This is a genomic window from Clostridium sp. BNL1100, assembly GCF_000244875.1.
Lineage (GTDB): Bacteria > Bacillota > Clostridia > Acetivibrionales > DSM-1351 > Ruminiclostridium.
On record NC_016791.1, the window covers coordinates 2,079,414 to 2,102,008 of the forward strand.

General features: G+C 36.7%; 15 protein-coding genes. All 15 read left to right on the top strand.

All coding sequences use genetic code 11. The features are described from left to right. Positions 1-40: 40 nt before the first annotated feature. On the top strand, positions 41-1,819 hold the full coding sequence (locus CLO1100_RS08705) for a hypothetical protein (protein WP_014313390.1): 1,779 nt from the start codon (positions 41-43) through the stop codon (positions 1,817-1,819). A 40-nt stretch (positions 1,820-1,859) separates the two neighbouring features. Further along, the gene (locus tag CLO1100_RS08710) at positions 1,860-2,156 is read left to right on the top strand and encodes an EscU/YscU/HrcU family type III secretion system export apparatus switch protein (protein WP_014313391.1); all 297 of its coding nucleotides are present in this window, start codon (positions 1,860-1,862) and stop codon (positions 2,154-2,156) included. Then, on the top strand, positions 2,149-2,526 hold the full coding sequence (locus CLO1100_RS08715) for a YraN family protein (protein ID WP_014313392.1): 378 nt from the start codon (positions 2,149-2,151) through the stop codon (positions 2,524-2,526). Before CLO1100_RS08710 ends, CLO1100_RS08715 begins: the two co-directional genes overlap by 8 nt. Before the next feature lie 40 nt (positions 2,527-2,566). Continuing rightward, positions 2,567-3,505 (top strand): dipeptidase, encoded by a 939-nt coding sequence (locus CLO1100_RS08720; RefSeq protein WP_014313393.1) that lies wholly within the window; start codon positions 2,567-2,569, stop codon positions 3,503-3,505. Between the two features lie 601 nt (positions 3,506-4,106). Next, positions 4,107-5,384 (top strand): aminotransferase class I/II-fold pyridoxal phosphate-dependent enzyme, encoded by a 1,278-nt coding sequence (locus tag CLO1100_RS08725; RefSeq protein WP_014313394.1) that lies wholly within the window; start codon positions 4,107-4,109, stop codon positions 5,382-5,384. 251 nt (positions 5,385-5,635) lie between these two features. Further along, complete coding sequence (purB, locus tag CLO1100_RS08730; RefSeq protein WP_014313395.1) at positions 5,636-7,063, top strand: adenylosuccinate lyase; 1,428 nt, start codon at positions 5,636-5,638, stop codon at positions 7,061-7,063. Positions 7,064-7,160: 97 nt separating this feature from the next. Then, a complete protein-coding gene (locus CLO1100_RS08735) occupies positions 7,161-7,901 on the top strand; it encodes a GntR family transcriptional regulator (RefSeq protein ID WP_014313396.1) in 741 nt (246 codons plus the stop codon). 74 nt (positions 7,902-7,975) lie between these two features. Beyond that, entirely contained in the window at positions 7,976-9,055 is a 1,080-nt protein-coding gene (locus tag CLO1100_RS08740) for a serine hydrolase (protein ID WP_014313397.1), read from the top strand. A 128-nt stretch (positions 9,056-9,183) separates the two neighbouring features. Next, the gene (locus tag CLO1100_RS08745; RefSeq protein ID WP_014313398.1) at positions 9,184-9,825 is read left to right on the top strand and encodes a DedA family protein; all 642 of its coding nucleotides are present in this window, start codon (positions 9,184-9,186) and stop codon (positions 9,823-9,825) included. Between the two features lie 102 nt (positions 9,826-9,927). After that, the gene (locus CLO1100_RS20230) at positions 9,928-10,089 is read left to right on the top strand and encodes a DUF1540 domain-containing protein (protein WP_014313399.1); all 162 of its coding nucleotides are present in this window, start codon (positions 9,928-9,930) and stop codon (positions 10,087-10,089) included. Between the two features lie 89 nt (positions 10,090-10,178). After that, positions 10,179-11,534 (top strand): amino acid permease, encoded by a 1,356-nt coding sequence (locus CLO1100_RS08750; protein ID WP_014313400.1) that lies wholly within the window; start codon positions 10,179-10,181, stop codon positions 11,532-11,534. 1,004 nt (positions 11,535-12,538) lie between these two features. After that, complete coding sequence (locus tag CLO1100_RS08755) at positions 12,539-16,552, top strand: cohesin domain-containing protein (RefSeq protein ID WP_014313401.1); 4,014 nt, start codon at positions 12,539-12,541, stop codon at positions 16,550-16,552. A gap of 114 nt (positions 16,553-16,666) precedes the next feature. Next, a complete protein-coding gene (gene celCCF / locus CLO1100_RS08760) occupies positions 16,667-18,829 on the top strand; it encodes a cellulase F (protein ID WP_014313402.1) in 2,163 nt (720 codons plus the stop codon). Positions 18,830-18,960: 131 nt separating this feature from the next. Continuing rightward, a complete protein-coding gene (locus CLO1100_RS08765) occupies positions 18,961-20,343 on the top strand; it encodes a glycosyl hydrolase family 8 (protein WP_014313403.1) in 1,383 nt (460 codons plus the stop codon). Positions 20,344-20,399: 56 nt separating this feature from the next. Next, positions 20,400-22,577: a glycoside hydrolase family 9 protein gene (locus CLO1100_RS08770; protein WP_014313404.1), complete on the top strand. Its 2,178-nt coding sequence runs from the start codon at positions 20,400-20,402 to the stop codon at positions 22,575-22,577. The last annotated feature ends 18 nt before the right edge of the window (positions 22,578-22,595 follow it).

Here is a 22,595-nt window from a genome sequence, read left to right on the forward strand (position 1 = left end):
ATTTGCATAGCAATTTATTGTATGGCTGGAGGATAAGAGATTGAGAATAGATGGGTTAGCAGCAGGTCAAATAAATATTTCAAATAACAATACAGATATTCTGAATAAGCTTAAACCGGGTGACGTAATCAGGGCACAGGTACTTGAAAACAGCGGAGAAGAGCTCATCATAAAGCTTTCAGACGGTTCAGAGGTACATGCAAATGCCTTAACAACCATAAATGCAAAAGAAGGAGACTTTGTCAACTTTGTTTTCAAGGGAACAGAGGGTGGTAAGCTTGTACTTGAGTCTTTAGGCACTAACATGACGCAGCCTGTTAATGAGGCTCTTGTAAATGCTAAAAGTGCTTTAGCTTTAATTAATGTGCCTATTTCTGACAAAAATATAGAAATGGCGATGGCATTACTTAAACAAAATTTACCTGTAACCAATGAATCCTTACTAAAAATAGCAGAATTGATAAGTCCAGACAAAGGGTTAAAAGCGGATGCAGCTGCTTTTCTTATAGCTTCAAAATTATCTGATAATATAAATAATATAGAAAAGCTTCAAAGCCTGCTTTCCGGTCGTTTAAAAATAACAGATAACATAAGTGGTCTTATAAAACTTGTGGAGGGTGCAGGGGAAACTGAACCCCCTAAAACCCCACAAGAAATTGTTAACAGACTTGCAAGTATCGTGAAGGAAAACAGTGAAAATGTACCTGTAAAAGCAGCTGTTATGGATAATCTCCTTGAAAGGCTTACTTCCGGTATAAAAATGAAGTTTGGAAATGCTGAGGGTATAGTTGAGGGAAGCAGTGCAAGTAATAGTTCTGCCGTAAAATCAGGGGCAGCACTCTCGACTGTGAATAGTCCCGCTACAGTTGTACAAAGTTCTGATACATCTGAAAATCAGGTAAATACGGCAAATACTCAAAACAGTCAGGCTAAAACTGAAACGATTAAGGCATCATTACGTGCAGAGAATGGTTTTGGCACAGATAACAGCATAACTCCGGCAGCACTTTCCAAGGCAGACCTGCCTGTACTCAAGGAACTAAGAAACCAACTTCAAACAATTACAGAAGAACAAAAACTTACTCAAGAACAAATTACTGCTGTAAAATATATTGCCAAGGAAATTAGCAATTCTATTGACAAAATAGGAGTTAGACAGCAGGAATTAGATAACTTCAACTTTGATGCAGGTAAGCAGCATATTATAAAGGATGCGGTAAATACTCTAAAAAACCTGATTGTCAGAATAGACCGTCAGAACAACGAGGAAATTAATCCTGTAAAGTTTTACAATGAGTTGGAAAGCTCCTTAACAGTAGTAAAAAATGCCATACAGCATTTGCCTTCCGTAGTTAGGGAAGCAGCCGTAAACATAGTCAATAGTTTGGAGAGTAATGTTAATTTTATTAACCAACTGAATAATTACAGTTCATATGTTCAGCTTCCTTTGAGTATTTTCAACCAAAACACTACCGGTGAACTTTATATGCTTAAAAAAGGTTCCAAGGCAAAAAAGCTGGATCCGTCAAATATAACGGTACTTCTTTCATTGGAAACTAACAATATCGGAAGGATAGATACCTTACTAAGTATAAAAGAAAAGGATGTCAGCACAAATTTCAGGCTTGAAGACAGCGGAGTTTTCAATATATTAAAGGACAGCCACAAGATGCTGTACAATTCACTACTAGAAAAGGGCTATAGGTTAGTAGATTTTACTTACAAGCTCTTAGAAGACCCAATCAGCATTGTAAATTTTGAAGAAGAAGCTAAAAAAGAGTTTATAAAAACGCCAAATAATATAGATATTTTAGTGTAAATACAGCAACAACAGAAAATACGAATGGTGGGGATGTCGGTTGAAGGAAGACAACGTAAAAAAACAAATAAAACATGCAGCTGCCCTGCAATATTCACCTGAAACTGACGCAGCTCCTAGAATAGTTGCAGCCGGAAAGGGCCAAATAGCAGAGAGAATTATTCAGAAGGCACAGGAAAGTAATGTTCCATTATATCAGGACAGTAATCTTGCCCAAACCCTCTCCTCTTTAAGCATAGGGGATGAAATTCCTCCGGAAATATATGAAGTGGTAGCAGAGATACTTATATTTATAGGCTGTGTGGATGAAAGCTATGGAGATTTGTACGATGACTGATACAAATAAAAGGGAAATTGGAGCAGTCGGCGAGAAGGAAGCAGCGGAATTTCTTCAAAGAAACGGATACACTATTCTGAAAACAAATTATAGGGTAGGACGTTTGGGCGAAATAGATATAATTGCCAATGAAAAGGAATACACTTGTTTTATAGAGGTTAAAACAAGAAGAACAAGTACATTCGGAACACCAGGGGAAGCAGTAACACGGACTAAACAGCAGAAGATTCGTCAAATAGCAACTATCTACCTGACAAACACAAGAAAAATGGATACTAAGGTAAGATTTGATGTTATTGAAATATTAATGGATAAATCCATGGGAAGTGCAAACGTAAAAAGTATAAACCTTATAAAAAACGCCTTTTAATTAAGTAAGAAATTTAAATTATTAAAATGGAGATGACAGCATGACTTTTGTTGATGCACATTGTGATACCATTACAACTATAATGAAAACAGGTGGAGCCCTGAAAAGTAATACTGGTCATATTGATATAGACAGATTAAAAAAGTATGATAGTTTTGTTCAGTTTTTTGCAGCATTTATTGCTCCTGAACAGGCAAAAATGGGGGCTTTAAGGCGTACACTTGATATTATTGACAAACTTTACAGAGAAATTGAAATTAATAAGAATGATATAATGTTATGTCGTAATTACAACGATATAGTAAACGCAATAAATAGTCGTAAAGTAGCTGCCGTTCTAACCATTGAAGGCGGGGAAGCACTTGAGGGAAGCTTATCTGTATTGCGTATTCTCTACCAACTGGGTGTAAGGGCAATAACTCTTACTTGGAACTTTAGAAACCAGATTGCTGACGGTGTAGCTGACTCTGTTACAAATGGAGGTCTTACACCCTTCGGCAGGGAAGTAGTTGCTGAAATGAACAGACTGGGAATGATGGTAGATGTATCCCACTTGTCAGAACCAGGATTTTGGGATGTAATAAATCTTTCGTTGGTACCCATAATAGCTTCCCATTCCAATGCTAAAAAGATTTGCGGTCACAGTAGAAACTTAACCGACGAACAGCTTCTTGCATTGAAAAAAAACGGAGGAGTAACAGGTATAAACTTATACCCATTTTTTATAATAAATGATGGGAAAGCTGAAATGAAACATGTCATATCTCACATTGAACATATTGTAGGACTTACAGGTGAGGATACTCTTGGACTTGGAGCTGATTTTGACGGAATAGATAAAACGCCAGTAGGCCTTGAAGGAGTACAGTGCTTCTCGGATTTAATCAATGAACTGCTGAAATTAAATTATAGTGAATCACTTATAAATAAAATCACAGGAGAAAATTTTTTAAGAGTGATAAAAACAGTTGTTAAGTAAAATAATTTACAAGCCGCTAATCTCAGCTGGACAGAAGGGGGAGTATTAGCGGCTTATATTATTATTCTTGAAAATGCCCTTTGAAGGCATTCATGTCTGATGTGGAAGCCTTACAGGCTTCTTTATTTTTCAGAAATAAGATGGAAGGTTTCTTAAAATACTTCTGTTTCCAGCTGATTCAGCCTAAAAAATTAAGGCACAGGTTACGCTGGCACCTATGTAAGATAACCAAACCTGAGCTTATGTCCTTATATCGGTTTACATAATATTATAATCTGTAAATTATTATATAAAGTACATAGAGTAATGTCAATTAACAAAATATATGTAATATCTGTATTTGTTGCTGTATTTCCCCTTCAAATAAAGAGGTGGTATAATAGCCTTTTATTGCTATATTTCAACATAAAAAGCCATTTAGAAAACTAACTGCAGTTTGTTTTTTGAATTCCTGCATAATTTCTAAAAAAAGTCTTTTAAAGAATATTGGAGGTTATATTTTTTGAATTGGTAAGAACATAAAACTTGCAAATATTAATAATATGTATTAAAATTTAAATATGTTTGTTACAGGTCAAAATGGCAATCGGAGGAGATAATTATGAAGAGCTATAAAGATTTTTCCAAAGAAGAATTAAAAAATGAAATTGAAATATTAGAAAAAAGATATAATGAATTTAAAGCACAGAATCTTAAACTCGATATGACCAGAGGTAAGCCCTGTGCTGAACAGCTTGATATAAGCATGGATATACTTGATATACCAGCAAAAGAACTCAGAAAGGCTGCAGATGGCACAGATTGCTTCAATTATGGGGTTCTTGACGGTATTCCTGAAGCAAAAGCTCTTTTTGCTGAAATGCTGGAAGTAAGTACAGATGAAATTATGGTTGGAGGTAATTCCAGTCTGAACTTAATGTATGATACTATTGCAAGAGCTATGTCATTAGGTATCTTGGGAAGTACTCCATGGTCAAAGCTGGACAGTGTAAAATTCCTTTGTCCGAGTCCCGGATATGACAGACATTTTGCTATATGTGAATTATTTGGAATAGAAATGATTACCGTAGATATGAAACAGGACGGACCAGATATGGATGCCGTTGAAAAACTTGTTTCTGAAGACGAAAGTATAAAAGGTATATGGTGCGTTCCCAAATATAGCAATCCTGACGGAATCACTTATACTGACGAGGTTGTTACAAGATTTGCAAACCTGAAACCAAAGGCAAAGGATTTCAGAATATTCTGGGATAACGCTTATTGCGTACATCATCTGTCAGAAAGTCCTGACAAATTAAAGAACATACTTAAAGCATGCAAGGATGCGGGAAATGAGAATATGGTATATATTTTCAGCTCAACATCAAAGATAAGCTTCCCTGGTGCAGGGGTTGCGGTAATGGCAACCAGTACTGAAAATTTAAAAGGAATCAAAAAGAGTCTTACTATACAGACAATTGGACACGATAAGATAAATCAATTAAGACATGCAAAGTACTTTAAAGACCTTGAGGGTATTAATACTCACATGAAAAAGCATGCCGACATATTAAAACCAAAATTTAATACAGTTCTTGAAATTCTAGATGAAGAACTCGGAGGCAAGGACATTGCTTCCTGGAATAAGCCAAACGGCGGATACTTTGTCAGCCTCAATACTATGGACAATTGTGCAAAAGAGGTTGCTAAGCTTGCAGGCGAGGCAGGTGTGGCATTAACTAAAGCGGGTGCTACATTCCCATATGGTAATGACCCAAGGGATAGGAACTTGAGAATAGCTCCAACAATGCCTCCGGTTGAGGAATTGAAGAAAGCAATAGACGTTCTGGCAATATGTGTTCAGCTTGTAAGTGCTACTAAACTGTTAAATCAATAATTATTTTATAAATAGCTTGAACAGGTGCATTTTTCAAGCTATAATAATCCATGAGTTAGAATTGTAATGTCAATTACAATCTCATATTCATAAATGTCTAAAGCGGGATAAAATCCCGCACTTTTTTTTGCAACTTTAAAATCCGAACATTTTTAAATTTATTGATGCAAATATTCGGCATATGTTGTATAATATTTGAGTGACATGAGATATGATTAAATTAAATATTTTGTTAGTTGGGGGATTGTTGAATGAAAAACGTCTATGAAAGTCCTTTTAATGCAAGATATGCAAGCAGTGAAATGCAGCAGATTTTTTCACCGGACATGAAATTTACTACCTGGAGAAAACTCTGGATTGCACTGGCAGAAGCTGAAAAGGAACTGGGATTGAATATAATCGATGCTCAAATTGAGCAAATGAAGAAAAATCAAGATAACATTAATTATGAAGTTGCCGAAAAGTATGAAAAAGAGTTCAGACATGATGTTATGTCTCATGTTCATGCTTTTGGTGAGCTTTGTCCCGACGCAAAGCCTATAATTCATCTTGGAGCAACATCCTGTTATGTAGGAGATAATACCGATATTATAGTAATGAACGAAGCATTGAAGCTTGTAAAAAGTAAAATGCTCATTCTTATTAAGAAACTTTCTGACTTTGCAATGGAGTATAAGGATCTGCCGACGTTAGGTTTCACGCACTATCAACCTGCACAGTTGGTTACAGTAGGTAAAAGAGCTACCTTGTGGATTCAGGAACTTCTGATGGACATGGAAGATTTAGAGCATGTAATTGAAAACATGAAACTCCTTGGCTCAAAGGGTACAACCGGTACACAGGCAAGCTTTTTGAACTTGTTTGACGGTGATCATGAAAAGGTTAAGAAACTTGAAAAACTAATCGCTGAAAAGATGGGCTTTAAAAATGTATTTGCCGTTTCCGGACAGACTTACCCAAGGAAGCTTGACAGCAGAGTTCTTGGTGTATTAAGTGCAATTGCTCAAAGCGCTTACAAATTCAGTAACGATATGAGACTGTTGCAGAGTATGAAGGAAATAGAGGAACCTTTTGAGGAAAAACAGATAGGTTCGTCAGCAATGGCATACAAGCGTAATCCTATGAGATGCGAGAGAATTTCTTCCCTTGCTAGATATGTTATAGTTGATGCTTTAAATCCGGCTATTACAGCGTCAACACAGTGGTTTGAAAGAACACTGGATGACTCGGCAAACAAGAGAATTTCCGTACCTGAAGCTTTTCTTGCAATAGATGCAATACTTAACATATATATTAATGTAGCAAGCGGACTGGTAGTATATCCTAAGGTAATTACAAAGCACGTTTTGGATGAACTTCCTTTTATGGCTACTGAAAATATAATGATGGAAGCCGTTAAGCGTGGGGGAGACAGACAAGAACTCCATGAATTGATAAGGACTCATTCAATGGAAGCCGGTAAGCGTGTTAAAGTTGACGGTGAGAAAAACGATCTCATCGAAAGAATTGCCGGAGATGCACGTTTTGGAATGACACTTGAAGAACTGAATTCCGTGCTGGAACCAAAGAACTATATAGGAAGAAGTCCGGAGCAGGTTGTTGAATTCATAGCGAATGAAGTTACCCCGATACTCGATACAGAACGCTTAGCTGATATTCAGGTTGATTTGAAAGTTTAGAATATTTATGTTGAAGTTTAATATTATGTTGTTATAATTATAAAGATAGGATGTCTATACATCATCCTATCTTTTATCACATTCTGGGAGTGATTCAATGATAAATAAATTTAGCAGCATACCGCTATATTTGCAATTAAAAGATCTATTAATTAAAAAAATAGAAAACAATGAATTTCCTGCAAATTCCCAAATACCTTCCGAACAGGATTTATGCCAGATGTATGACATAAGCAGGCCTACTGTGAGACAAGCTGTCAGTGAGCTGACTAACAGCGGTTATCTTTATAAGGAAAAGGGAAAGGGAACATTTGTATATGGAAGAAAAAACGTAATTGATATTAAAGATTACAGCGGGTTTACAGATTCAGTACTTGACTGCCAGACTCCTGCAGAAAAAAATATTATTGACTTGAAAGATATAGGGAGTTCATCTATAGGTCAACTTAATGAAATATTTAACTTTAATTCAAGTATGGCAATTGCAGAAATAACGTATTTATCATTTATAAATAATCAGAGAAATGAAGTCTATTCTCTTAATAAGTCGTACATATCTCTAAGTCTTTTCCCTGACATTATTTCCCAATTAAAAGATGGAAAATCTTCTATAGATATTTTAAGGGGGAAATACCCTTTAATTCCTGATAAGAGCAGGAGTATACTGGAAATAGTGTTTGCAGACCAAAATGATTCGCCACTTCTGAGAGTTCAGCCTGGTCAGCCACTTATTAAGCTTCAGAATACACTATTTTCAAAAAGCGGTCAGCCTGTTGAATATATAATATCAAAATACAGGGCAGATAACTGCAGATTATTGTTTGAAAATAGTAAATAACAGATATATTTTACAGATTACATTAATACTACTATAATGATAGAAGCAAATGTAATCTTATACGGAGGATAAAAATGAGTTCTTACTACTTTAAAAATGAAAAAAAGTATAAAAAAAGACGTGCACTTATTACTACAATAGGTGTGTTAGGAATAATAGCTATAGCTATGGCAGCTTACCTGTTCATGAATAAGGGGGAAACAGCGGCTACTTCTCCCACGGCTTCATCAAAGTCTGCTGCTGCACAAACCAGTATATCCACAACTACACCAACGCCATCTGATTCCACTGCAGCAACAGCGACAACATCAACTTCCGATACCACACTAAACGGAGCCAATACAAAGGATCACGGCTTTCTTCCTAATATAGGATCTGTTAAAAAAAGCGGTAAGATGGATGGATTAAAAAAATTAATAACTGACTATACTGCAGGGCTATCAGGAAAGTACGGAGTTACATTTATTGATCTGGCTACCGGAGAGATGGTCAATGTTAATGATACTGACCGATATATAGCAGCAAGTACTTCGAAGCTTCCTATCAATGTTCTTTTGTATAAAAATGTTGAGGCCGGAAAAGTTAATTTGGACGATATGCTTACTTATCAGAAGGAAGACGTTGAACCCGGTACGGGAATAATACAGAAATCTGCTTTCGGAACCCAGTATACCGTTCGTGAAACATCAAAGCTGGCAATAAGAAAAAGCGATAATTGCGGTGTTAATATGTTAATCAGGCTTCTGGATATACAAAATGTCCGTCAATATCTGGTTGATCTTGGTGGAAAGGTCTATTATGATAATCGCCATCGATCATGTCCATACGATATGGCATTGGTAGCACAGGATTTGTACAAACACTATCTTAAAAATCAAGATGTTTATGGGGAACTTATAAATAACCTTGAAAATACAGATTGGCATGACAGGATTGATGCACAGCTTACAGGTGTAAAAGTTGCTCATAAAATAGGTAATCAGGTAAAAACTGCCAATGATGTAGGCATAGTATTTGCATCGCATCCATATGTACTTTCGATTATGACAGATAATGTGGATTTTGGAACAGCCTGCAAGAATGAAGCTACATTATCAAAAAAGATTTACGATTATGTAGAGAATTACGCAGGGAAAGACGAATTACAAAAATAATACAAAAAATACAAATTGCAAAAAGCTCATTCACAAGTCATGTGCAATGAGCTTTTTGCCTTTTTCAGACAAACTATGAGTTATTGGGTATAATAGATATATGTTTACCAAGGAGGCTCCTAAAAATAATGCAAAATTTTATTTTTAATTTAATACATCATGTAATAAATAATAATGTTATAGTTACATATTTATTTTTCTTTTTAACCGGAATTCTTCAGTTGGTTTTTCCGCCTTTTCCTTCAGATGTTATCATTGTATTTGAAGGTTATCTGACAACACTGGGAGGGCAATTCCATTTTGCACCGGTATTAATTAATTCAATATTGGGGAGCCTTGTGGGTTCAATTCTTGTTTATTGGTTCGGGTATAAAAAGGGTAATGAAGTTTTAAGGTATAAGATAGTATTAAAATATATTGACGAAAAACATATAAAACGTTCCGAAAAGGTATTTCATAAATATGGTAAATATGGATTAATACTAAGTAAGTTCATACCGGGGACAAGCACCATAATGGTTTTATTTTCAGGAGTTTTTCGGGTTAAAAAGAGAGTTTATTTTTCGTATATATTTATCTCAATATTATTACAGCAGGCTATATATATGGTTATAGGACGTCTTATAGGTAATAATATTTCTGCGGTAAACAGATTTTTGTCATACTTTAATATTCTTTCTGTAATAGTTTTAGCTTGCTTGATTATAGTAGGATTTATCCTCTACAAAGTTAAAAAGTCCAAAAAGAGTGTAAGTACAGATAACGAGTAATTTTATTAATGTTAAAAATTCCTTAGTTTAATTATTTATAATGTGAAAATAATATCTTTTAGTACAGCATTACAGAAAAATAATACTGGGAGGTGATTGTGAATGGATGCACCTTGTATGAAAGTTAAGTGTGGCGTCACAAACTGTGCCTACAATGAAGGTCAAATGTGCTATGCCAATGCACTTGAAGTTAACTCAATGGATGGAGCCAAAGCCAGTATAAGTGATGAGACATGCTGCACAACATTTAAAGATAAAACTTGATATAGTATAACCTTGAATAGGATAATCGGTTTAGCACTGATTATCCTATTCTTTAGAAGGAATAAATATATTAAACAAGGAGAATTTAATTGAGCAGTAAATCTATAAAAAAAGGATTTAGCAGAAATCATCTAATTATAATGGCACTTGGGAATATAATCGGCTCCGGTATATTTCTCGGTAGCGGGACAGTAATTTCAATTGCTGGCCCTGCGGCAATTCTGGCCTACATTTTTGGTGGGATTATTATGGTAATGGAAGTAATGTTTATAACTGAAATGACTATTATTAATCCTGCACCGGGGTCTTTCAGGGTACATGCATCAGAAATATTCGGACCATGGATAGGTTTTGTAAACGGTTGGATGTTTTGGTTCAGCGGTGTCCTTGGAATGGCCAGTGAAGTTGCTGCTGCGGCAATTTTTACAGGTTTGTGGTTTCCCGGTATTCCACTATGGGTGTTCTGCGTTATTTATGCATTAGTAATGACGGGAATAAATCTAAAGGATGCCAGGGGATTGAGTATAATTGAAAGTTTTCTTGCTTCGATTAAAGTTTTGTCTCTTATTGTTTTTATTATATTTGGTCTTACTACTATAGTTGGTATAACATCCTTTGGCGGAATTAAGCCACTTCCTGTTTTCCAATCTGTCAATAGTTTTATGCCAAACGGATTAAGAGGCATTTTTGCGTCTATGATTATGGTAATGTTTTCCTTCACGGGTACCGGTATCATAGGACTTTCAATTGCCGAATCAGAAAATCCTGAAAAGGATGCACCTCCTGCTATTTATACAATAACCATTACAGTAATAGTTCTCTATACATTTTCAATACTTTTTATTATTTGTTTAATGCCCTGGGGAGCATTCTCAACTTCAGAAAGTCCTTTTGTTCAAATTTTAAACAGGGCAGGGGTGCCTTTTGGCAGTGATATTTTAAACTTCGTTGTGTTGACAGCGGCACTATCCGGACTTAACTCATCAATGTACAGTGCTTCAAGGATGCTGAACTCACTAAGTTTGGGGAAACAGGCTCCAAAGACCTTTTTAATAAAAAATAAAAACGGTGTTCCTGTTTATGCACTTGGACTCAGTAGTATCGTTCTACTTTTGACTGCTGTTATTTCATATATAGTACCATCAAAGGTATTTGAAATTCTGGCGGCAGCCAGCGGGTTTACTGCACTTGTTAACTGGCTTACAATTTCAATTACACATTTATTCTATAGAAGGAAGACACTAAAAGAGAAGCCTGACAGACTTAAATATAAAGTCCCCGGATGGCCTTTAATAAATTTTATAGCGATAACATTTATAGTAATAGTATTTGCCACATCACCTTTATATCCCGGACAGATATCAGGGCTGATAGGAAGTATAATTTTGTTTGTGTTTTTAGTAATTATTTATACTATACTGAAAAGTAAAAAGCTAATAAATTAATTATGTTGATATCATGTAAAGAAGTAATTACATGTAAAACTTATTAAAAGCGACAAAAAAATCATAAATTTTAGTTTGTTCATTCAACTTATAACTGTGGACAAGTTATAAAAGTATGTTTTAATATTGCATATTATTATTATTTATGATAATTTTATATCTAGAAAATTACAAAAGAGGTAGATAATTAACATAAAATAGTAATTATTTACTTTACGGTATGTAGAAAAATAGCACAAAAAACCAAAAAATAGAAGGACTAAGTTTATAAAAAATTACCAAAAATCCTGTTGAAAAAATGTTAAAAAAGTACTTGTCATTTAATTACATAAATGGTAATATGAATTTAAAGCATTTATGGCTATACGAAAAATATGAAAAAAGCGTTTAAAGGGGTAATGTATTATTAATTATTAAAACAAAAAATGATAAAATTTGATAATGGTAAGCACCTAAGGTAAACGGCTTAAACATATTCATTTCAAATATCTGTAAGATTCGCTTTTATAAGTATTAATTCTCTAAGTTATATTCTTTCTAACTATCATTATATCTTATTTTCAATTACGTCTACGAACCATTTGGTTATATTAGCTGTAAGCATTATGACAGAATAGTACCTTCTTTTCAGAAAAAGTTATCGTTATTTAAAAATCTAATAAAAAGTGATTATAAAAAGTATCAAAATAATCGTAATAGATAACTACGGTAATGCGGTTATGTTTTGAGAATTTTTATAAACAGTTGAAGCATTTCTGAATTAATTTAAATTATGAAAAACCACTTAGCCAATAAAGATTAAGGAGGTGAAAATATTTATTCAGTTATATCAGTGTGCCTAAAAATGAAACATTTTTAAGTAAGGCGGTTTAAAAGCATCTTTTTTTAAAAAGTACCTTTTATTATAACTGCCTTAAACTGATAAGCGGCTGAATATTGGTGATAAAACCTATAGTCAGAAGGCCAAATGGTTTTCATGTAAAATAAAAATAGGAGGTTTACAAATGCGTAAAAAGTCTTTAGCATTTTTATTAGCACTAACAATGTTGGTGACATTATTAGGAGCTCAGCTTACAGCTTTTGCAGCAGGCACTGGCGTCGTATCAGTTCAATTTAATAATGGCGGTTCACCGACATCATCAAATTCCGTATACGCTAGATTTAAAGTTACAAACACAACTGGTTCACCAATCAACTTGGCAGATTTAAAACTTAGATATTACTACACTCAGGACGCAGACAAACCGGTAACATTCTTTTGTGACCATGCAGGTTATATGAATGGTAGCAGCTACGTAGATGCTACTTCAAAAGTAACTGGTACATTTGTAGCGATGAGCCCTGCTATTACCAACGCAGATCATTATCTTGAAGTTGGATTAAAGAGTGATGCAGGAAGTCTTCCAGCTGGAGGATCCATAGAGATTCAAACTAGATTTGCAAGAAATGACTGGACTAATTTTGATCAATCAAATGACTTGTCATATACTTCAGCTAGTTCATACATGGATTGGCAGAAAATTAGTGCTTACGTAGGCGGAACTCTTGCTTATGGTTTTGACGGCGGTATCGTACCACCACCACTACCTACAATCAATCCTACTTCTATTTCTGCAAATGCAAAAGCATTTACAGATACTAAGATAGCTATTACTCCAAACGGTAATACTTTCAATGGAATTACTGAATTACAGAGCAGCCAATATACAAAAGGAACAAATGAAGTAACATTATTGGCAAGTTACTTGAATACACTTCCAGCAAATAGTACAAAAACTCTTACTTTTGATTTCGGTCTGAGCAGTAATAATCCTAAGTTGACTATTAATGTTGGCCCAGACGGTACTACGGATTCACTTAAAGTTACAGTTGGAACAGCTACTGGTGCTCCTGGAGAAACAGTAACAGTTCCTGTTACATTTGCTGATGTAGCAAAAATGAAAAACGTAGGAACATGTAATTTCTATCTTGGATATGATGTAAATCTGTTGGATGTAGTATCAGTAGCTGCAGGTCCAATAGTTAAGAATGCAGCAGTTAACTTCTCAAGCAGTGCAAGCAATGGAACAATCAGCTTCTTGTTCTTGGATAACACAATTACAGATGAATTGATTACTTCAGATGGTGTGTTTGCAAATATCACATTCAAATTAAAGAGTGTAACAACTAAAACTACAACACCAGTATCATTTAAAGATGGTGGAGCTTTTGGTGACGGTACTATGGCAAAGATATCTGCAGTTACTAAGACAAACGGTAGTGTAACTATAGATCCAGGTACTCAACCTACAAAGGAACTTAAAGTATCAGTAGGAACAGCTTCAGGTAACGTTGGAGATACAGTAACAGTTCCTGTTACATTTGCTGACGTAGTAAATGCAGGTAATGTAGGAACATGTAATTTCTATCTTGCATACGATGCAAGCCTTTTGGATGTAGTATCAGTAGCTGCAGGCCCAATAGTTAAGAATGCAGCGGTAAACTTCTCAAGCAGTGCAAGCAATGGAACAATCAGCTTCCTGTTCTTGGATAACACAATTACTGATGAATTGATAACTGCAGATGGTGTATTTGCAAATATCACATTCAAATTAAAGAGTGTAACAACTAAAACTACAACTCCAGTAACATTTAAAGATGGTGGAGCTTTCGGTGACGGTACTATGGCAAAGATAGCTACAGTTACTAAGACAAACGGTAGTGTAACTATAGATCCTGGTACTCAACCTACAAAGGAACTTAAAGTAGCAGTGGGAACAGCTTCAGGTAACGTTGGAGATACAGTAACAGTTCCTGTTACATTTGCTGACGTAGTAAATGCAGGTAATGTAGGAACATGTAATTTCTATCTTGCATACGATGCAAGCCTTTTGGATGTAGTATCAGTAGCTGCAGGTCCAATAGTTAAGAATTCAGCAGTAAACTTCTCAAGCAGTGCAAGCAATGGAACAATCAGCTTCCTGTTCTTGGATAACACAATTACTGATGAATTGATAACTGCAGATGGTGTATTTGCAAATATCACATTCAAATTAAAGAGTGTAACAACTAAAACTACAACACCAGTAACATTTAAAGATGGTGGAGCTTTTGGTGACGGTACTATGGCAAAGATAGCTACAGTTACTAAGACAAACGGTAGTGTAACTATAGATCCTGGTACTCAACCTACAAAGGAACTTAAAGTAGCAGTGGGAACAGCTTCAGGTCTCGCAGGCGATACAGTAACAGTACCTGTTACATTTGCTGACGTAGCAAGTGCAGGTAATGTAGGAACATGTAATTTCTATCTTGCATACGATGCAACCCTGTTAGATGTAGTATCAGTAGCTGCAGGTCCAATAGTTAAGAATGCAGCAGTAAACTTCTCAAGCAGTGCAAGCAATGGAACAATCAGCTTCCTGTTCTTGGATAACACAATTACCGATGAATTGATAACTGCAGATGGTGTATTTGCAAATATCACATTCAAATTAAAGACCGTAGCAGCTAAAACAACAACACCAGTAACATTTAAAGATGGTGGAGCTTTTGGTGACGGAACTATGGCAAAGATAGCTACAGTTACTAAGACTAACGGTAGTGTTACTATTGATGTTGGTAATCCAAGCCCAGCTATTACACCTGCAACTGCAACTTTTGACAAGTATGTTCCAGCAAATGTAAGTGTTACTCTTACACCAAACGGAAGTACATTTAAAGGTATTACCGGTTTGACATCAGGTACTGATTACACAGTATCAAATAATGTTGTAACAATCTTAAAGAGCTATTTGAGCACTCTAGCAGTTGGTTCAAAGACACTCACATTTGATTTTGGTGTTACAAACAATCCTACTTTGGCATTAACAATTATTGATACAACTCCTCAACCTACAAAGGAACTTAAAGTAGCAATAGGAACAGCTGCAGGCAAAGCTGGAGATACTGTAACAGTACCAGTAACTTTTGCAAATGTAGCAACTGCAGGCAATGTAGGAACTTGTAACTTCTATGTTACATATGACGCAAGTCTGTTGGAAGCAACAACAGTGACACCTGGTTCTATAGTAACAAATGCTGCTGTTAACTTCTCAAGCAGCATCAGTAATGGTACAATCAGCTTCTTGTTCTTGGACAATACAATTACTGACCAATTAATCAAGACTGATGGAACATTTGCTACAATTACATTCAAATTAAAGAGCACTACATCAAAGGTTACTACTCCTGTAGCATTCAAAGATGGAGGAGCTTTCGGTGACGGTAATATGGCAAAAATAGCTACAGTTACTAAGACAAACGGTAGTGTGACTGTTGATGTTGGAGATGTTACTCCAGTAAACCCAACTATCACTCCTACAACTGCATCTTTTGATAAGTATGTTCCTGCAAATGTAAGTGTAACTCTTACACCAAACGGAAATACTTTCAAAGGTATCACCGGTTTGACATCAGGTACTGACTACACAGTATCAAATAATGTTGTAACAATCTCAAAGAGCTATTTGAGTACTCTAGCAGTTGGTTCAAAGGCACTCACATTTGATTTTGGTGTTACAAGTAATCCAGTTCTGACTTTATCAATCACTGACTCTACACCTGTTCCTACAGGACTTGGTGTAAAGATTGCTTCAGTATCAGGAAAAACTGGTGATACTATAACAGTACCTGTAACCCTGAGCAATGTTGTTAAATCAGGTAATGTAGGAACATGTAATTTCTATCTTACATACGATGCAACTTTGTTACAGGCTGTATCAGCAACAGCTGGTGATATAGTAATAAATGCACCTGTTAACTTCTCAAGCAGCATCAACGCAACAACTGGTACTATCAGTATTCTTTTCCTTGATAACACTATAACTGATCAACCTATCGCAAGTGATGGAATAATCGCTAATCTTACTTTCAAGGTATTAGGTACTTCAAGCACAACAACTCCTATCGCTTTTAAAGCTGGTGGAGCATTCGGTAATGGTAACATGGCAAAAATCTCTGATATCACATTCACAAACGGAAGTGCAAAACTTAATTAATTATTGAATTTAAATTTTCCATACTTTATGGCTGCAAGGCCATAAAGTATGGAGTTTTAAAAAGCTTATGGCAGTTTTACTGCCATAAAATTCAAATAATAAGGAAGGTGTAAAATGAGTAAGAATTTTAAAAGAGTAGGAGCAGTTGCAGTTGCTGCTGCAATGTCATTATCAATAATGACAACAACAAGCATAAATGCAGCAGCAAGTCCTGTAAACAAGGTGTACCAGGATCGTTTCGAATCCATGTACAGCAAGATTAAAAATACTTCAAACGGATATTTCAGTCCTGAGGGAATTCCGTACCACTCAGTAGAAACATTAATGGTAGAAGCTCCTGACTATGGACATGTTACCACAAGTGAAGCTATGTCCTACTATATGTGGTTGGAAGCAATGCATGGAAGATTTTCCGGAGATTTTACAGGCTTTGATAAGTCTTGGTCAGTTGCTGAAAAGTATTTGATCCCGACAGAACAGGATCAACCTAATGTAAGTATGAGCAAGTATGATCCTAACAAGCCTGCTACATATGCTCCAGAATTCCAAGACCCAAGCAAATATCCTTCTCCGTTGGATACAAGTCAACCTGTTGGTAAAGATCCAATTAATTCACAATTGACTTCAGCATACGGAACCAGCATGATGTATGGAATGCACTGGATTTTGGACGTTGATAACTGGTATGGATTTGGTCAAAGAGGAGACGGTACAACTAGACCGTCCTACATCAATACTTTCCAAAGAGGTGAGCAGGAGTCAACTTGGGAAACCATACCTCAACCGTGCTGGGATGCACATAAATTTGGTGGACAGTACGGATTCCTGGATCTCTTTACAAAGGATACAGGTACTCCGGCAAAACAATTCAAATACACAAATGCTCCAGATGCTGATGCTCGTGCAATTCAAGCAACTTACTGGGCTGACCAGTGGGCAAAAGAACAAGGTAAGAGCGTAAGCACAGACGTAGGTAAGGCATCAAAGATGGGTGATTACCTCAGATATTCATTCTTTGATAAGTATTTCAGAAAGATCGGACAACCTTCACAGGCTGGTACCGGATATGATGCAGCACATTATCTGCTTTCATGGTATTACGCATGGGGTGGTGGAGTTGACTCCAACTGGGCTTGGATAATCGGTAGCAGTCATAACCATTTCGGTTACCAGAATCCATTTGCAGCTTGGGTACTTTCAACGGATGCAAGCTTCAAGCCTAAGTCATCAAATGGTGCAACTGACTGGGCAAAGAGTTTGGACAGACAGCTTGAATTCTATCAGTGGTTGCAGTCATCAGAAGGTGCTATTGCCGGTGGTGCTACAAACTCATGGAATGGACGCTATGAATCAATTCCTGCAGGTACTTCAACATTCTACGGAATGGGTTATGTAGAAAACCCTGTATATGCTGATCCAGGCAGTAACACTTGGTTTGGTATGCAGGTATGGTCAATGCAGCGTGTAGCTGAATTGTACTATAAGACTGGCGATGCCAGAGCTAAGACACTCTTAGACAAATGGGCAAAATGGATTAACGGCGAAATCAAGTTTAATGCTGACGGAACATTCCAGATTCCTAGTACAATTGACTGGGATGGACAGCCGGATACTTGGGATCCGACAAAAGGATATACTGGAAATGCAAACCTGCATGTTAAGGTTGTTAACTATGGTACTGACCTTGGTTGTGCTTCTTCACTTGCAAACACATTGGCTTACTATGCTGCTAAATCAGGAGATACAACTTCTAGAGATAATGCTAAGAAGCTTCTTGACTCAATGTGGACTAACTATAGCGATTCAAAGGGTATATCAGTTGTTGAACAACGTAATGATTACCACAGATTCCTTGACCAGGAAGTTTATGTACCGGCTGGTTGGACTGGAAAAATGCCTAACGGAGACGTAATCAAATCTGGTGTTAAATTCATAGACATTCGTTCCAAGTACAAGCAGGATCCTGAATGGCAGACAATGGTTGCTGCATTGCAGGCAGGACAGGTTCCTACACAGAGATTACACCGTTTCTGGGCTCAGAGTGAATTTGCAGTTGCAAATGGAGTATATGCAGTACTCTTCCCAGGTGGTGAAGAGCTTCTTGGAGATGTAAACGATGACAAAACTGTAGACGCTCTTGACCTTGCTTTACTTAAGAAATATCTTTTAAACAGTAGTACTACAATAAATACTACAAATGCAGATATGAATAAGGATAGTGCAGTTGACGCTATTGACTATGCTCTTTTAAAGAAAGCGCTCTTGTCTAATCAATAGTATTTAGTGCTATAACGCATATGTAACCTTAAAGTCCGGACGGTATTTGATGTGATTAAATTATTCATTCTTGTACTGTCCGGGCTTATGAGTTACAAAGAAAAATAAGAAAAAAGGATTAAGGTAAGAACATGATCAAAAGTTCAAGCTTAAAAAGAATTAAATCACTTGTAATGGTGGCTATATTCAGTGTTTCAATAATCTCAACTGCTATCGTTTCAAGTGCAGCTGATCAAATTCCTTTCCCATATGACGCAAAATATCCAAATGGAGCTTATAGTTGCCTGGCGGATAGTCAATCAACCGCAGATAATTTAGTTCGCAGTGAATGGGAACAGTGGAAAAGTGCACATATTACATCAAATGGAGCAAAGGGCTACCGCAGGGTTCAGAGAGACGCATCTACAAGCTATGATACGGTTTCTGAAGGCCTTGGATACGGTATGCTGCTTGCAGTTTACTTTGGAGAACAACAATTATTTGACGACTTATATCACTATGTTAAATTATTTTTAAATACCAATGGACTTATGTCCTGGCATATAGACTCCAGTGGAAATATAATGGGAAAAGACAGTGTTGGTGCCGCTACAGATGCAGATGAAGATATTGCAGTATCCCTCGTGTTTGCTCACAAAAAGTGGGGAACAAGTGGTGGATTTAATTACCAATCTGAAGCTAAAACTTACATAAGTAATATATACAATAAAATGGTAGAACCGGGTACATATGTAATAAAGGCAGGAGATATGTGGGGTGGGTCAGATGTTACTAATCCATCATATTTTGCCCCCGCTTGGTATAGAATCTTTGCTGATTTTACAGGTAATTCCGGATGGATCAATGTAGCAAATAAATGTTATGAAATAGCGGATAAAGCAAGAAACAGCAATACAGGACTTGTTCCTGATTGGTGTACGGCAAATGGTACCCCAGCTACAGGACAAGGCTTTGATTACAAGTATGATGCTGTTCGTTATCAATGGAGAGCAGCTATTGATTACAGTTGGTACGGGACTGCAAAAGCTAAAACACATTGCGACGCTATCTCAAACTTCTTCAAAAATATTGGGTATACTAACATAAAGGATGGCTACACAATATCAGGAAGTCAGATAAGTGCAAATCATACCGCTACATTTGTCAGTTGTGCTGCTGCTGCTGCAATGACAGGTACTGACGCTACATATGCGAAGAACATCTATAATGAGTGTGTTAAAGTAAAAGACTCAGGTAACTACACCTATTTCGGTAATTCTTTAAGGATGATGATTCTTCTGTATACTACAGGTAACTTCCCAAATCTATACAACTACAACTCTCAACCACAAACAGGTTTAAAAGGCGATGTCAATAATGATGGTGCTATAGATGCACTTGACATTGCTGCACTCAAGAGGGCTATTTTAACTCAAACTACTTCTAATATTAATTTAACAAATGCTGATATGAACAGTGACGGAAATATTGATGCCATTGATTTTGCTCAGCTCAAAGTTAAACTGCTTAATTAGACCTTAACTATTTTAAAGGAAATATGTCAAATTTAATTTTAGGGAGTGATTGCAAATTGCTTAAGACTAAAAGAAAATGGACAAAAGCTATTGGTGTTGCATTATCGATTTCGGTTTTGTCTTCTTTGGTTTCGTTTATACCTCAAACAAACACATATGCTGCAGGAACATATAATTATGGAGAAGCACTGCAGAAATCAATAATGTTTTACGAATTCCAGCGTTCAGGTGACCTTCCAGCTGATAAGCGTGACAACTGGAGAGGCGATTCCGGTATGAAAGACGGTTCTGATGTAGGAGTTGATCTTACAGGCGGATGGTACGATGCAGGTGATCATGTAAAGTTTAACCTACCTATGTCATACACATCTGCAATGCTTGCATGGTCTTTATATGAGGATAAAGATGCCTATGATAAAAGCGGCCAGACCAAATATATCATGGACGATATCAAATGGGCTAATGATTACTTTATTAAATGTAATCCCACAGCGGACGTATATTACTACCAGGTAGGAGACGGAGGCAAGGACCACTCTTGGTGGGGTCCGGCAGAAGTATTACAGATGGAAAGACCGTCGTACAAAGTTGACGCTTCTCATCCCGGTTCTGCAGTATGTGCTTCCACTGCAGCTTCTCTGGCATCTGCAGCAGTAGTCTTTAAAAACAGTGATCCTACTTATGCTGAAAAGTGCATAAGTCATGCTAAAAACTTGTTTACAATGGCTGACAAAGCAAAGAGTGATGCCGGCTATACAGCTGCTTCAGGCTTCTACAGCTCAGGCGGATTTTATGATGATCTTTCATGGGCTGCAGTATGGTTATATCTTGCAACAAATGACAGTGCATATCTGGACAAAGCAGAATCCTATGTACCGAATTGGGGTAAAGAACAGCAGACAGATATTATATCCTACAAATGGGGACAGTGCTGGGATGATGTACATTATGGCGCTGAACTTCTCCTTGCAAGGCTTACTAACAAACAGTTATATAAGGACAGTATAGAAATGAACCTTGACTTCTGGACAACCGGTGTAAACGGCACACGTGTTTCTTACACACCAAAAGGTTTAGCATGGTTATTCCAATGGGGTTCATTAAGACATGCAACAACTCAGGCATTTTTAGCAGGTGTTTATGCTGATTGGGCAGGCTGTACGCCATCCAAAGTATCTGTGTATAAGGATTTCCTTAAGAGTCAGATTGATTATGCACTTGGAAGTACCGGAAGAAGTTTTGTTGTCGGATATGGAGTAAATCCTCCTCAACATCCGCATCACAGAACTGCTCATAGTTCATGGACAGATCAAATGACTTCACCAACATACCACAGGCATACTATTTATGGTGCGTTGGTAGGAGGGCCGGATAATGCGGACGGCTACACTGATGAAATAAACAATTATGTAAATAATGAAATAGCTTGCGACTATAATGCCGGATTTACAGGTGCACTTGCAAAAATGTACAAGCAGTTTGGCGGAGATCCGATTCCTAACTTCAAGGCTATCGAAAAAATAACCAACGATGAAGTTATTATAAAGGCAGGTTTGAATTCAACCGGCCCTAATTATACTGAAATCAAGGCTGTTGTGTATAACCAAACTGGATGGCCTGCAAGAGTTACAGACAAGATATCATTTAAATATTTTATGGACTTGTCTGAAATCGTAGCAGCAGGAATTGATCCTTTAAGCCTTGTAACCAGTTCAAATTACTCTGAAGGTAAGAATACTAAGGTTTCCGGCGTATTGCCATGGGATGTTTCAAATAATATTTACTATGTAAATGTTGATTTGACAGGAGAAAATATCTACCCAGGCGGTCAGTCTGCTTGTAGAAGAGAAGTTCAGTTTAGAATTGCAGCACCACAGGGAACAACCTACTGGAATCCTAAGAATGACTTCTCATATAATGGATTACCAGCCACCAGTACTGTAGATACAGTTACCAACATACCTGTTTATGATAACGGTGTAAAAGTATTCGGTAACGAACCTGCCGGTGGATCTGGAAACCCTGATCCTGTAATTTTGTATGGCGATGTAAACAGCGACAAGAATGTAGATGCGTTGGACTTAGCTGCATTAAAGAAATATTTACTGGGCGGCAGTTCCAGTATAGATGTTAAGGCTGCAGATACATATAAGGACGGAAATATTGATGCCATAGATATGGCTACTTTGAAAAAATTCTTATTGGGGACGATTACTACATTGCCCCAGGGTTAAGAAGGACCTTTTGTAAGT

Coding starts and splice junctions, on each gene's coding strand:
- CLO1100_RS08745 (WP_014313398.1), top strand. CDS start 9,184: ATGCAAAATTTTATTTTTAATTTAATACATCATGTAATAAATAATAAT.
- CLO1100_RS08735 (WP_014313396.1), top strand. CDS start 7,161: ATGATAAATAAATTTAGCAGCATACCGCTATATTTGCAATTAAAAGAT.
- CLO1100_RS08740 (WP_014313397.1), top strand. CDS start 7,976: ATGAGTTCTTACTACTTTAAAAATGAAAAAAAGTATAAAAAAAGACGT.
- CLO1100_RS08715 (WP_014313392.1), top strand. CDS start 2,149: ATGACTGATACAAATAAAAGGGAAATTGGAGCAGTCGGCGAGAAGGAA.
- CLO1100_RS08765 (WP_014313403.1), top strand. CDS start 18,961: ATGATCAAAAGTTCAAGCTTAAAAAGAATTAAATCACTTGTAATGGTG.
- CLO1100_RS08720 (WP_014313393.1), top strand. CDS start 2,567: ATGACTTTTGTTGATGCACATTGTGATACCATTACAACTATAATGAAA.
- celCCF (WP_014313402.1), top strand. CDS start 16,667: ATGAGTAAGAATTTTAAAAGAGTAGGAGCAGTTGCAGTTGCTGCTGCA.
- purB (WP_014313395.1), top strand. CDS start 5,636: ATGAAAAACGTCTATGAAAGTCCTTTTAATGCAAGATATGCAAGCAGT.
- CLO1100_RS08755 (WP_014313401.1), top strand. CDS start 12,539: ATGCGTAAAAAGTCTTTAGCATTTTTATTAGCACTAACAATGTTGGTG.
- CLO1100_RS20230 (WP_014313399.1), top strand. CDS start 9,928: ATGGATGCACCTTGTATGAAAGTTAAGTGTGGCGTCACAAACTGTGCC.
- CLO1100_RS08725 (WP_014313394.1), top strand. CDS start 4,107: ATGAAGAGCTATAAAGATTTTTCCAAAGAAGAATTAAAAAATGAAATT.